This window comes from Spiroplasma endosymbiont of Halictus nicosiae (genome assembly GCF_978018445.1).
This window is the reverse complement of sequence record NZ_OZ389573.1, coordinates 1,290,279-1,303,999: the sequence shown is the minus strand read 5'-3', so window position 1 is coordinate 1,303,999 and position 13,721 is coordinate 1,290,279. Positions and strand designations below refer to the sequence as shown.

The following is a 13,721-nucleotide window of genomic DNA, read 5'->3' as shown; positions in this document are numbered from 1 at the left end:
CTAATGATGAAAAGATTTATATTGATAATGATAGTAATATCGTTAAAAATCAGGGGCATATGAGCCATGAACCATTATCAAATAATATAAATTTTACCCCATGTAATGATGAAATAACGTACACAAACGATAATGTAGTTAAAGAAGAAGATATCTCTAATGTAGTACCAGCAATTAACAATGATGAGGATGTATACGCATGATAAAAATAGGTATTGACCCTTCTGGATCTGGTACTACGGCTATTGTTCTTTTTGAAAATAATATCTTATTAGATAAACAAGAGTTTATAAATAAAGATTGAAAAAAATTCTAAATTTATTATAAATTATTTAAAAAAAGAAAAACCATTTGGGAAAATATTATCAAATAATCATAAACTAGAATATTTAGTTTTTATAGAAAATTGTTTATATACAAACGCGAATGGCTCAAAAGATAGAGATGATTTATTGAAATTATTAGGTTCGTTAGAAACACAGGGATATATTGCTAATGTTTCACCACGCCATACTAAATTAGTTGTTAAAAATATAGAAAATGAAAGTAAGTATTATGAAAATAAAATTTATTGGGGAATTGATAGTAATTTAACTTATCAATTTGGTCTAAAATTTTAGTATATGCTTTTGTAAATTGAGCAAATGCTGGCATTTCAACATGTACCATTAAATCGTCTTTTTTAGTACCAAACATTAAAGCATTTACTTTTTGTACTAAATTAATTGAAATATCATTAATTTTATAAAATGTTTCTTGTGCTGTATCAGTATCTTTTGGAATAGGTAATTTAATAAATTGACCTGTTGCAATACATGAATCTACAACACCTTGTAAATAAATTGCATTCATATTTGAATATCAATTACGAGTAATTGTTCTCATTCACTCTCCAATTGTAGTAGTTCGTACTTCAACTGGTGATTCCATAAAACGAACAACATCAAATGTAGGAACATCATATTTAAATGTTAACATTTGATCCATCATAACAGTTGCTCTTCGCACTGCTACGGATTGTTGTTCCATTCCAGAATCTTTATCATAATCATTACCCCAAACCATACGCTCTGGGAATACATATTGTCCTGCTTCAAAACCTTCTGCCATAGACACTTGTTGAGCAGTTAACATCATCATTTCAGTAGCATCAATATATTCACTATCTGCTTCTAAAATCTTTTTAATTTGTAAAACAGCAACATCTCCAATTGCTTTTTCTGTTGCAGTATTACCACCAACTTGAAAAACTGTTGGTAATGCAATACTTGATTTTCCACCTAATAAATATATTTATTTAGGTTTATTTGGTTTAAATAAACGTAATTTGTATTTTCATAGTAAAAAAAAGATACATAAAGGGAAAAAATATAAACGTGGTAATTTAAGCAATGATTTTAAAACTATTAAACAAACAAAACATGAAAAAGGTACTTTTGGTTGATTTCAAATGGATACTATTATTGGCGTCCTGTACGGTGAACCGGCAAAAAACAACTCTTGTGAGATTGTTTTTTTATTTTTATATTAAAAAACATAAATTTATTTGCATTATTCATCGGATAGTATCTTTAAATTTAGAACTTTTATCATAAAAAACAGATTAAATTCTGTTTTCCCTACACAAAATAAACGATATTTTTATAAATCCTTTCAATAAAGGTATTATCCGATGAATAATGCGGCACTTAAAATTTAATATTTTGATGCTTAAAGATGAATAACTCATCTATGGCACGAAGCCTTAAAGAAAGTGTGAAAGCGATTGGATTTACTACTCCTATTTATTTCTTTAATTCTCGGCAAGATTAATCACTTGCGAAATGTCAGAGCGCGTGTTTTTTGCTTGTTTTCATAAAAAGAGTGCTGTTAAACCGAAAAAAATAATATCGGACACTAAAAAAACAAGAGGGTTGGAACTCCAAAAGGTTATTTTCTTTATATAAAGTTGTGTAGGGATGGATGAAGCGTAATTAATAACTGGGTAAACTGTTTCTTTGTTTATTTCCGTATGGGGGTAAACTCTATCAAAATATCTTATCCCGCCCCCGCTCACCTTCAAAGTGAAGCGGGCGGCGAAGTAATTAAATACTAAAATAAATTATTTACTAAATATCAAAATATTAACCAATAAAGGAATATTATGTTTTTTTACAGAAAGGAAAATATTTGATGAAAAAATGAAATAAAAAAATTAAAAATAAATTACAAGAATTAATGATACGAGCTTATCTAGTAACGGTAAATGATATTAATGATGAAATTTGAGCAACAAATAAAAATAATTAAGGAGTATAGATAAATGACAGAATATAAAAGTTTGTATATTAATAAAACTTGAAATAAAATAACAACGTCATTTGATTGAGTTAATTGTCAGCCTGTTAATTGTCGTATTTCACATCATAAAAAGCATTATGATTTGCAATGTTTAGAATGAGCCAAAATGTACTTAATTTTATTTGAAAACAATTGAGATGTAATTGCTTCTTATATGCAACATTACAAAATTAACGATATTTTAGATTTAGCATCAGATGGATGAAAAATATTACAAATTGACAAAAAAATAAAACAAATAAATTAAAATATATTATTGCAATTGACCCTGCTGGAATTGGACAAACTGGTATGATTATTTATAATGTTTTGCAAAAGAAAATAATTAATAATATTACTTTTAATTCTAAAAATGAAGAAGAAGCAATAAATAATATGTATTTAATATTAAATGAGTTTAAAAATAAAATTTGTTCTTATTTAAATAAAGTTATTGTAATAATTGAAGATTATCAACTTCATAAGGGTTTAAAAATAAAAAATCCATTATCTACTCCTAAATTTATTGGTGGTTTAAAAGTTTTATGTAAATATCTACTTAATTTAAATTATGTTTTACAATCGCCAGTTGTTAAGAAAAATTATATTTATAAAGGAAATATTAAAATGACAGAGCACGAACACGATGCTTGAAAACATTTACAATATTTTATAACAGAAGGAGTTGATAAAAATGGCACAAATAAAAAGTAATTTACTTAAAAAATCAATAACTAATAAATTTAAAATAAAAAAGTTAATAAATTAGAATTAACTGTTAGATTACATGAAAACCCAATTAAAACTAAAATTAAGGCACTGGTTGCTGGGGGTGTTGAAGTTGATGCTTGTTCTGCTAAATGTCAGTGAGAAGGATTAAATTACTCAACATTATCAATTTATAATCCGTCAGTTGTATCTGCTTTTTTGAAATTAAAAAAAGATGATGAGATAAAAATTAAAGGCTCAGTATTTAATCAGTTAAATATAAAAACTAAACGCTATTTTTTGTCTTTTAGAGTAGATAGTTTTGAAATTATACAAAAAGCGATTAGAAAAAGAACAAATACAAATATTAAAAAATAGGAGGAAAAACAATGGCATTAAAAAATGCAAAATATGTTCTTATAAATGAAAATAATGAACCTATTAAAAATGAAGATGGTAGTTTAGATATTAAAACTGCTGAAATTATTTTAGAAAATACTGTTGAAGTTGAAGAATTTAATGCAAGTAATTTAGAAAATAGTAATCAACAAATCAATGAACTACAAACAAAAAATACTGAATTAACTTCACAAATTGAAGAACAAACAATTCAATTAAAACAAATTGAAGTAATTGATTTTATTAATTCTTTAACTGATAATGAAGATTTTAAAAATGTTTTATTAAAATCTTATGATATTACTGATGATATTGAAATCATTAAAGCACAATTGCAGAGTGTTTATGATGAATTAATTAAGGTACAAACAGTTAATACTGGTGGCGTACCAAAATCAGAAAATAAAGAAAACAATATTTTAGATACAGACAATGTATTTAATAAATAAGAAAGAAGGTATAAAATTATGGCACAAAATCCACAAAGAATATTCGGTGATATTGTTAATCAAGCAACACAAAAAGATTGTGAATCATTTGACCAATGATATTTACAAACTTATCAACAAAAATTTAGCTGAGAGGCATTATTTGCGTGAAAAGAAGCAAATAAGTTTGGTTTAACATATAAAAGAAAGAAAAATATTAAATATAATGAAGGTATAGGAAAAGATGGAAAAGTATTTAATACTGATGACAGTCTTTTAAACTACACTGAAGTAAAGTTTGAAGATGGAACAGTTGAATTAGATACAATTTTAACTTTTGCTCGTAAATTAGACCCCGTAGAAAGTGATTTTAATCCCAATCTTTGGGCGGCTGATATTGAGCAAGCAATGGATACTGAAGTTGCTTATAAACGCAATAAAATTTTAGAAATTATTAATAAAGGAACTGTTACAACTATTCAAGGACAAAAAGCAGATGATACAAATGCTTTACAAATCCACGATGAAATTATGGATAAAATATATGAAAATGGATTTACCTCATCAGAAACAGTAGTCTTGGGTTCGGCTGATTTTATTCGTGGAATTCGTAATAAATTACAGTTACAACTTGGCGCAAATGACCAAATAAATAGCGTAATTGAAACAAGTGGAGCAATGAAAACTGTTGAAGGAACAACATATTATATGGTTCCTAAAAAATTACCAATTATTAATAAAGATGGTTCAGAAGGAACAATTGAATTATTACCAAACGGAGTTAATGCAATTGCCTTTAAATTTAGTAAAAAATATGACCCTCTTATTTTACGTAAAAAAGACCATACTCCGCTAAGGGTTGGTGCTGCTGCGTTAGGTACTGGAATGGGTAATACTTTGATTATGGAAAGAGTTTTATATTTAGGTGGAGCAGTAGTTGAACCTAAAGGAATTATTAAACATATTGTTACAAAAATTGATATTAGTAAAATTAATAAATTAGATAAACCAACTATTCATGTTGCAAATCCAACACAAACAACAGCAGAACAGTTAAAACCACAATTTAAAGATGTTGTTTTAAAAGCAGTTAAAGCCGTAAATAGTTCTTTAACTGAAAGTGATTTTGATTACTTTATTGAAAGTAAAGGTGAAGATTGACCAATTAATATTACAAATGATAAAACTGTTTCTGTTCAAATTGAAGGTAAAAATAACGCTACTGGTCAAACATCTCCGATTGATGTTAAAATGAAAAATTCTTAATAGTACTAAAAAATAGTACTTTTTCGTTTGATAGATATGCCAATCGGAACATCTAAAACAGCTCTTATTTATGCTGTTAAAAAAAATCCAACTAGATTGTCAATCCAACAACAAGAAAAAAATTTTGGTTTACAGTTATTAGAATTTTTAGGAGTTCAAGTTTTAGCTCTTGGTTTATCAGTTTTAACTGGTGGTGTAGCATCCGCCGTTGGCTTGGTGCGGGATTATCTAATTTTGCCGCAGCATTTATCTCATTTGGAGTAGAAACAGCAACTGATTTTGCTGTAAATCAAATATACGATAAATTAACCTCAGAAGTGACAGCAAAAAACACCGCCTTAAATTTGTTACCAGCAATTGGTGGTATTGGAAAATTAACGCGTGCTGCTCGAACAACTAGAATTTTAAAATTAGCAAAAGAAACTAAATTACTTGAAAAATTAGGTGTAATAACTGCTAATAATTTAGAAGATGTTGTAAAACAAGTTAGAGGTAAAAAGATTTTATCTGATAAATTAATATTTGATTTTAAAAAGCAGGCTAATAATGAAACTTTATTATATACATTTGGTAAATTGGCCCGAAATGATTTTTATAAAGGTTTTAAAGTTTCTAATTTAGAAACAATTAATAATTTATTAAAAATTGAGAAAAATATTCAAAAAATAAGCCCTACATTAGTTCAAAAAATACCGCGCGTAAATGAAAAAAATGCTAATAAATTGTTATATGAATATGGATTAAATATTGATAAAATAAGAAAAATTAATACTAATGAGTGATATAACATTATGACTAATCTTCATAAAAAAGGTGTTGGTAAAAATCTACTATTAAATGCTAATTTAATGCGGAGCAGTAAAATATATAATAATAAATTATTAAATATTTTGCACCAAACACCAATTAAATTAAATAAAATTTTAAATCATTTAAACCCAAATTTTTATATTCAAAAAGTAACTAAAAAATTATTAGCCCCAATTGAAAAACAAATAATTACAATTAAACAAAAAGTAATTAATAAAATTACTGATAAAACTAAAAAAATATTGTCTAAATTTGAAACTAAGGCTATTAAAAAAGGCCAATTATTACTTTTTGCTTATGGTTCTGATGTTTTTTTAGCAGTAAAAATTGTTCCTTTATCAGTTGCGGGTGAAGTTGCTTTAACAATATATTATAAAAACCCCCAATATGCCCCTATTGTCGTTATGACAACTTTAATCAAAGCAGAACAGTTTGTTTTGGCTCCTGAACCGTTTAAATTCTATATGAACAGTGAGTGGTTTATTGGTTGGGGATTTAAAAAAACAAGTTTGTTTAATTTAGTTTCTTTTGCCCCACTTGTTTATCAGCAAGTAGTAAAAGATAGTTTTAAAATATATCGGACAATTGCTAAGATATTAAAAATGCAAGAACAATTTAAAAATAACTTTAATAAAGATAAATTGTTAAATACGCTAGGAGATAGTGCGGTTACTAGTTTGTTAGGTAATGGACTAGTATTTCAAGCATATAAACAACTCAGAACAAAACAAGATTTAAACAAAACAATTAAAACAAAAACATTACTAAATAGTAAAAAATTTATATTAAAGAAAATATATTCTAAAAAAAGTAAATGATAAGGAGATTATTAAATGTTAAATGAATTATGACAAAATGTTACTTTGGAAGATTATAATAATTTTATTCCAATGACAGGTAAAATTACACAAGTTCCAGTTCGTTATAATAAGTTCTTTAAAGGTGATGCAGAATTATGATTCAAAACATTTGCTTTAAGAGCCCAAAATATGATTAATTCTTACTTAAACTATCCATTTTCAAAACTAAAGTTTGAAACATTTAAAGATCCGTTATTAAAGAAAATTTGTATTAATATGGTGTTTATTACGATTGAGCATTGAACATTTAATCGTATTCCAATTGAGTTTTTTACTTCGGCAAATATGAGTGTTGGTGATATTAATTATTCTTCACAAAATGACCCTATGGCAACATGACAAGGTCTATTGCCTACTTATGCAAAATCATTGGCTAATTTAACAACTTTAAAGAAAATGTTTCGTACTTTTCAAGAAGAAGGTATTGATTTAACTATGATAGATTTAGAAGCATATTATACCCAGTTAGAAGTTGATGCTTTATTAGATAAACTTGTTATAGAAAAAATTAAAGATGAAAAACTTGCAAAAATAAAAGAAGAAATTTTAGATGAATTAAAAAAATCAATTGTTATACCAGATATAACAGATTGAGAATTGGTTGATACTAGTGATTTTGTATCTTTTTCTAACAAAAAATATAAAATTAAAAATTATGATTCTACAAAATATATATACAAAATATGAATTGGTATTAATGAAAATAATAAAGAAATTATTAATATTATGATTGAAACATATAAAAATCATTATGAATTTAATTTAATTGCTGGTTTTCTCCCTATAGATATTAATAAAAATGGCGAAATAATTTCTGAAAATAATAAATTAATGGCATTACATGTTGAAAGAAAAAAAGTAAGTTAGAAAGGAGATGTTATTATGCCAAAAATAGAAGTTAAAGATGTAATTATGTTTTTGAAAATATTTGGAGTTTCATCATTGTTTTTTATCGCAGGAATTATTATTTGTTTTATAGGAGAAAAAACATTAGGTATTTCTTGACCAGCATATGTTATTGTTTCAGCAATGCTTATCGGAGCTGGAATTATAGTTTTGATTATTGAAACAATTAGATTTATCAAAACACATAACAAAAAACAAAAAGAAGATAGTATTGAAGATGTTATTAAAAAAGAAGAAACAAAATAAAGAGGTGTTATAAATGGGATTGTTGCCAGCAAAAAAGAAATTAAAAAAGAGTTATGATATTGATAGTTATTATCTTAATTTATCATCAACGATTACTAATCGTAAAAATGTTACTGTTCAAAAACATAATGAGATTTTAGAAAAAAGAATTTGTGAAGATAATGCTAATTTTTTAAATCCGCGAGATTTAGAAATTAGCATTTATAATCCACTTACTAATCAAAAAATAGATACTAAATTAATTAATAGCTTTTTAAAAATGCAGGACTTTACCAATAAGAATTGATATAACGAATATAAAATTAATAAGAATGGTAAGGGTGCATATTTTATTTTTGCTAATAATTCAAAACTTAATTTTATTACTATTGATTTTTACAATGACCAATATGATGAATTAGGTAATTTAGTATCTTGCACTTTTGATTATGACCCTTTTCTTAAAAATGACCAAAGTATTTTTATTACTGAAAAATTAGAAATTGATTATGTAACTAAACAAGTAAAAGTTATTAGAAAGTTAAAAACACGATTATATAGTACTATTATTGACTTATATATTGATGATACTAAATGAAATAACTATACAACATTACAAAGAGAAGAAATATTACCACTTAATTTTATTCCAATTCAAATTATTCCTAATAACCCTAATTTTGAACCTTCTGCTCGTTATGGTAAACAATTTGCTAGTATTTTAGATATTATTGCTGAAAAGATAATGTTAGACCCATTATTAAATAGTGGTAAATTTACCATTAATACTAATGGAGTTACTGGTGTTGTTGACCAAGAAATTAGTAAAATGTTGGCTTCATTTATTGAAAATGACTTGTTATTAGTTGAAGGAGACCCTGATAGTAATTTTCAACCAGTAGACTATATTGCGGGTAATTTTAAAGGTGAACAATTAACAAAAATATATGATTGATTACTAACTAATTACTATAAAATAAATCGCCATCATGTTCCCGCAATTGCTAAGGGAGCACAACAAACCCAAGCAGAAGTTGCGGGTGTAAATATTCAAACAAACGCATCATACGAACAAATGATATATATTAGAGAGATTAAATTAACTGAATTTATTATTAAGTTAATTAAATATGATAATGCAATTTTAAATAGTAGAACATTTAATATTAAAAATATTGATGAGTTAATTGTTGATGTTAGATTACCCGTAAATGCTACTTTAAACAGACAACTAAGAAACAATGAAAATATTATCAATATATCTAATGAAGAAGGAGAAAAAAAATAATGTTAAAACCATCTGAAAAAATGTTTGCACAATTATCAGAAAATGATGAACCAATTGACTATTCAATTGATAGTATTCCGTTGGATTTTGCTAATCAATCACAATATAGCGACCCCGACTTAGAACAATTATTTACTGAAGACCGCGCAAGAACCTTATATATTTATAAAATTAATAATCTTGTTAAGACAAAGCAAAAACCAATCTTAAATTACTCTCAAAATAGCGTTAAAATAGGTTTTATTGACAAAGATGAATATATTAAAATAACTGGTTATGAAATTAGTGATTTTAACTTTAAATTACAAATTCAACAAAATACCACAGTCCAAGATGATAGCACAAGTTATGTAATGATTGATGAAAAAGATATTTTAATTAATGATATTTCAAAAAAAGACAAAGAATTTTTAGAATCCTATGACTTAAAAATAGTATCTATTAACGAAACAATTAGTGAAGATAACAAAAATGAATGTTATATCATTGAAGAATACAAACGCCCTTATTCACCCGATGGTGTTAATATTATTAAATCTATGCATTTAGTTAAAATAACTGATTTTAAATGAAAAAACCAAAATAGTATTCATTTAGTATTACAAAAATCATTATCCGAAGACACAGTATTTATTGGGATTGAAATTAAATACCCTAAATCAATGTTATTTGGAAATATTAAGTGTTGAGGCAATGTTAATGGTGTTTATTCTTATCCATCATCAATAGTTGAAAATGCTAGTTTAGTACCGTTGCTATCTATGCCTATTGAAACAGAACCTAATTTAAGAGTATTTCAATATTGATTTACCGAAATTTTTTTACCGTGAAGCATTGCAAAAAACTATATTCAAGGTAAAGATATTTTAGATTTAGTAAATAAGAATGATTTAGATAAAGTTTTATTAAATTTTTTAACATATCGTTATAATTATGATCGAAAATTTCAAGGGGCAAAATACGACGAAAAAGGTAATCCCACTAATAAAGCGGCTGAATTACGCCAAAAATTCGAAGGACAAAAACCCGAAGAAGTAATTGATGGTTTATTTGAAAATTGAAAATTAAATAATCCCACATCTCTTAATGAAAATGCTGTCAAAAGATTTAAACAAATTATTTATATGTTATCAAACTATACATATAGTAAATACGCAATTAATAAAGGTTATAATGATGATATTAAATTAATTGTGCCCTATTATTTTGAATTATTATCAATACCTGATGAAATTGAAGAAAATTATTGAGAATTTAAAAGTTGTATAGTAAAATTAAATTCACTTTATTTTAATTTTTATGGTGGTTTTCCAGAAAATCATTGAAAAATTTTTTATGCAACTAATAAACCCTTTAATATTATTGATGATAAATATTTTTTTGTTATATGACGAGGTAATAAAGAACTTGATTGAAGAATTATTAAATTTCAGAATAATAAAAATATAAGATTAGCGGGTGGTTTTAAATTTGTTCTTGATTATTATGGTAGAGTTGATGATCCTAATAAAATAAATTTAGTTTTTGATGCTAAACTAAATAATTTAAGAGCAAATGACCAAATTTGAACAGATAATAGTATTAATTTTAACTCTGTTTATCGTTGAGAAATATATGGAGAACCAAATACACCAATTATTGATCCAAAAACTGGACAAATTATCGATTGAAATTTAAAACAACAAAATATTATAAACAATAATAATGAAATTAAAGTAACTGTTAAAAACAAAGATATTTCAGAAAATCCTATTTATCAATTAGAAGCAAATTATTTTAATTGGTTATCAATAACAAATGAATTAGAAACAAATAATATTCCTTCTCTTATTCCTTCAGAAATTAAATTGTCAGATGGAGAATATGGTAAGTACTTAACCAATTTAATTATTTCTAATGAAAAAATAGAAGACTATTTAAACTATTTTTCGCAATGATATAGATTACTTTATTCAAAAGCAGTTTGAACAAGTATAAATAAAGATTTAGTTGAAGATATTATTAAAATAATTTTTTATAAACACGAAAAACTATTTAATTTAAATCAAATTGAAATATCGGGTATATGGGGTTATGGTAATTATTACATTTCAATTTTTATTGAAAAACCAAATGAAAAAATTATTGAAGGAAAAGATATTAATTTAGAATTAATTCAAAATACTCCGATCGGAACTAAAGTCAGTGGAAAAGACAGAAATACATATCTTCAGTTAATAAAAGAAGATACATGATATCTTTGAAAAAATGGTGTTGAAGATAAAAAATCATATTCAAATATTGCGGTTGTTAATTTTCTAAAACAATCAAATAGTGTAATATTTTTATATCCACCAATAAAAGAAGAAATTAATATTAATAATTTAGAATTATTTAATAAAAACAATGAAAAATTATCATTAATTACATTAGAAATATAAAAAGTTATTTAGATTTATAAATCTAAATAACTTTTTAATTTATTTTCAACATTTATACTTGGTTCATTATTATTATTTCAACGATAAACAGAGTTAAAATTAATACTATTATCTGTTCAAATTTGGTCATTTGCTCTTAAATTATTTAGTTTAGCATCAAAAACTAAATTTATTTTATTAGGATCATCAACCCTACCATAATAATCAAGAACAAATTTAAAACCACCCGCTAATCTTATATTTTTATTATTCTGAAATTTAATAATTCTTCAATCATTATTTTCATTAGCTCGTCATATAACAAAATAATATTTATTATCAACTTGATTAAATGGTTTTTCTTGTGGTGCTATTCATTCTAAAATATCATCTTTTGTATTTATATTATTTTTCTTTTTTAAATCTGATAATTTTTCTTTTGTATATTCTTGTGGTGTATTACAAGCAACTAAACTGGTTGTACTTGTTCCAATTAAAGTGATTGTACATAAAAAAGTTAATATATTTTTCATTTTTATAAATTAACTATTTTTGTTTCACTGCTAGAATCTTGTTCAAAACCACAAGTATATTTTGTTACAATTTTTCCTGTTCACGTAATTGAATTATCTTGATTATTTATAGTAATTTCTTTTGGCAAAAGATCATTTTTTTTCAATAAAATCATAATTTCTTTAATAGAAATATTTAATGTTTCATAATTATTATTTTTATTAATTAATGCACTAATTGAACCATTAATTTTTTTTGTTAAATTTCAAACATCTTCACAATTATACTTATAAATTTTACTATTATAAATAAGTTTTTTATTAGGGGCAATTGAAATTTGTTGAGATTTAATTGTTTTTTTACTAATTCCTTTTTTTCTTCTTTTCTTATATTTGAAGAATTAAAACTATTTTCTAATGTTATTTCTGTAAAATAAGAACTTTCATTTGAAAAACTATAATCTGTTCTAGTTTCACCAGAAAATCTAAATCCACTTCCAAAAAATTTTGCTTCAGCTTCTAATCCAACAGTTATTCCAAAACTGTCTGTATTTCCTGTTGTTTTAGTTGTTGTTTCTGATTTTCCCTGTGAATACTTAATCCCTTTTGAATTTCAATTGATTTTGTAATTTCTTCACTTATCTCATCGTCTGGAGAATTATAAATTATTTCCTTTTCTGAGGTATTTAATTTTTCTTCGTGATAATTATGAAAGGGCAATAATATTTTTTGTTGTTGTTTTGAAAGTGTTTTAATTGCTTTTGTTTCGATATAATTTAAATTATCTTAATAATATCAGACTCAATTAATTCTAATGGATCATATTCATAAACATTATTATCTTTTGAACCAAAGTACACTTTATTATTTAAGACAACACCAGAAGAATCAACACCCCCATTTGTATTAATAACTATTTTTTGTTGTCCGGTTGCTGGATCATATTCATAAACATTATTATCTCATGAACCAATATTTCTAATTATTAAATTTTCTAAATTATTTTCTTTTTTTTGAAAATACACTTAATAAACTTAAAAGTTTTTTCAATTTTTATAATTTCCTTTCTTATCTTGAAACTTTTTTATCAAGATCCATTGTCATTATATATATACAAGAACTTTTTTAAAATATATTTTAGAAAGGAGGTTAAATATGATTATTATCCTAGTTATATTACACTAATCTGGGCTCGCGGTGATTTTCATAAGTTTGTGAAAAATTACTTAAAGTTTAAAAAAACTTTTGCTGCACTTTTCAAAATACTTGGGAAAAATTCTAAGCGTTAAGCAAAGAATTTTATAAAGGTTCCCAAATTTGTTTGAAAGAATCTCAAAAACTTTTTTAACTTGTAAGTCATTTTATCACAAAAATTTAAGAAAATCAACCACTCGCCCAATAGCAATTATGATAAAATTAAAATAGAGAATATTTTGCTCCAATTTATCAATTAATTATTTGAGGGGGCAATTTTATAATAATAAAACTATATTTTGCTCTCTTTTTAAAAATGGGGGGTGAAATTATGTCAAAGTGTAAAGTAAAAGTTAAATCTTATACTCGTTCATGTCCTAAAACTAAGAAAAAACAAAAAATCTGCT

General features: G+C 24.9%; 17 protein-coding genes. 13 read left to right on the top strand and 4 right to left on the bottom strand.

All coding sequences use genetic code 4. The features are described from left to right. Window positions 1–59: 59 nt before the first annotated feature. On the top strand, window positions 60–206 hold the full coding sequence (locus ACZ91P_RS09045; RefSeq protein WP_465155232.1) for a hypothetical protein: 147 nt from the start codon (window positions 60–62) through the stop codon (window positions 204–206). Between the two features lie 319 nt (window positions 207–525). On the opposite strand, the gene ACZ91P_RS09040 is transcribed toward ACZ91P_RS09045, so the two are convergent. After that, complete coding sequence (locus ACZ91P_RS09040; RefSeq protein ID WP_465155230.1) at window positions 526–1,140, bottom strand: hypothetical protein; 615 nt, start codon at window positions 1,138–1,140, stop codon at window positions 526–528. 187 nt (window positions 1,141–1,327) lie between these two features. On the opposite strand from ACZ91P_RS09040, the gene ACZ91P_RS09035 reads away from it, so the two are divergent. The 12 genes from ACZ91P_RS09035 (at window position 1,328) to ACZ91P_RS08980 (ending at window position 11,629) form a co-directional block, all read left to right on the top strand. After that, the gene (locus ACZ91P_RS09035; protein WP_465155227.1) at window positions 1,328–1,531 is read left to right on the top strand and encodes a hypothetical protein; all 204 of its coding nucleotides are present in this window, start codon (window positions 1,328–1,330) and stop codon (window positions 1,529–1,531) included. Between the two features lie 771 nt (window positions 1,532–2,302). Continuing rightward, window positions 2,303–2,587, top strand: coding sequence for a hypothetical protein (locus tag ACZ91P_RS09030; RefSeq protein ID WP_465155225.1), 285 nt, complete (start codon window positions 2,303–2,305; stop codon window positions 2,585–2,587). Continuing rightward, a complete protein-coding gene (locus ACZ91P_RS09025; RefSeq protein WP_465155223.1) occupies window positions 2,542–3,033 on the top strand; it encodes a hypothetical protein in 492 nt (163 codons plus the stop codon). Before ACZ91P_RS09030 ends, ACZ91P_RS09025 begins: the two co-directional genes overlap by 46 nt. 213 nt (window positions 3,034–3,246) lie before the next feature. After that, entirely contained in the window at window positions 3,247–3,405 is a 159-nt protein-coding gene (locus tag ACZ91P_RS09020) for a hypothetical protein (RefSeq protein WP_338989005.1), read from the top strand. An 11-nt stretch (window positions 3,406–3,416) separates the two neighbouring features. After that, window positions 3,417–3,875, top strand: a complete 459-nt coding sequence (locus ACZ91P_RS09015) for a hypothetical protein (RefSeq protein ID WP_465155221.1) — start codon at window positions 3,417–3,419, stop codon at window positions 3,873–3,875. A gap of 18 nt (window positions 3,876–3,893) precedes the next feature. Further along, complete coding sequence (locus ACZ91P_RS09010; protein WP_465155219.1) at window positions 3,894–5,120, top strand: hypothetical protein; 1,227 nt, start codon at window positions 3,894–3,896, stop codon at window positions 5,118–5,120. Window positions 5,121–5,156: 36 nt separating this feature from the next. Further along, the gene (locus tag ACZ91P_RS09005) at window positions 5,157–5,384 is read left to right on the top strand and encodes a hypothetical protein (protein ID WP_465155218.1); all 228 of its coding nucleotides are present in this window, start codon (window positions 5,157–5,159) and stop codon (window positions 5,382–5,384) included. Between the two features lie 53 nt (window positions 5,385–5,437). Next, entirely contained in the window at window positions 5,438–6,751 is a 1,314-nt protein-coding gene (locus tag ACZ91P_RS09000; RefSeq protein ID WP_465155216.1) for a hypothetical protein, read from the top strand. Between the two features lie 12 nt (window positions 6,752–6,763). Continuing rightward, window positions 6,764–7,657 (top strand): hypothetical protein, encoded by an 894-nt coding sequence (locus ACZ91P_RS08995; protein WP_465155214.1) that lies wholly within the window; start codon window positions 6,764–6,766, stop codon window positions 7,655–7,657. A 15-nt stretch (window positions 7,658–7,672) separates the two neighbouring features. Further along, on the top strand, window positions 7,673–7,942 hold the full coding sequence (locus ACZ91P_RS08990) for a hypothetical protein (RefSeq protein ID WP_465155212.1): 270 nt from the start codon (window positions 7,673–7,675) through the stop codon (window positions 7,940–7,942). Between the two features lie 13 nt (window positions 7,943–7,955). Continuing rightward, the gene (locus tag ACZ91P_RS08985; protein WP_465155209.1) at window positions 7,956–9,209 is read left to right on the top strand and encodes a hypothetical protein; all 1,254 of its coding nucleotides are present in this window, start codon (window positions 7,956–7,958) and stop codon (window positions 9,207–9,209) included. Beyond that, entirely contained in the window at window positions 9,209–11,629 is a 2,421-nt protein-coding gene (locus tag ACZ91P_RS08980) for a hypothetical protein (RefSeq protein ID WP_465155207.1), read from the top strand. Before ACZ91P_RS08985 ends, ACZ91P_RS08980 begins: the two co-directional genes overlap by 1 nt. A gap of 14 nt (window positions 11,630–11,643) precedes the next feature. Here the strand turns inward: ACZ91P_RS08980 and ACZ91P_RS08975 are convergent, their stop codons facing one another. From ACZ91P_RS08975 to ACZ91P_RS08965, 3 genes are all read right to left on the bottom strand, one after another. After that, on the bottom strand, window positions 11,644–12,141 hold the full coding sequence (locus ACZ91P_RS08975) for a hypothetical protein (protein ID WP_465155205.1): 498 nt from the start codon (window positions 12,139–12,141) through the stop codon (window positions 11,644–11,646). A 2-nt stretch (window positions 12,142–12,143) separates the two neighbouring features. Continuing rightward, window positions 12,144–12,296 (bottom strand): hypothetical protein, encoded by a 153-nt coding sequence (locus tag ACZ91P_RS08970; protein ID WP_465155203.1) that lies wholly within the window; start codon window positions 12,294–12,296, stop codon window positions 12,144–12,146. 600 nt (window positions 12,297–12,896) lie between these two features. Then, complete coding sequence (locus tag ACZ91P_RS08965; protein ID WP_465155201.1) at window positions 12,897–13,145, bottom strand: hypothetical protein; 249 nt, start codon at window positions 13,143–13,145, stop codon at window positions 12,897–12,899. Window positions 13,146–13,721: the final 576 nt, after the last annotated feature.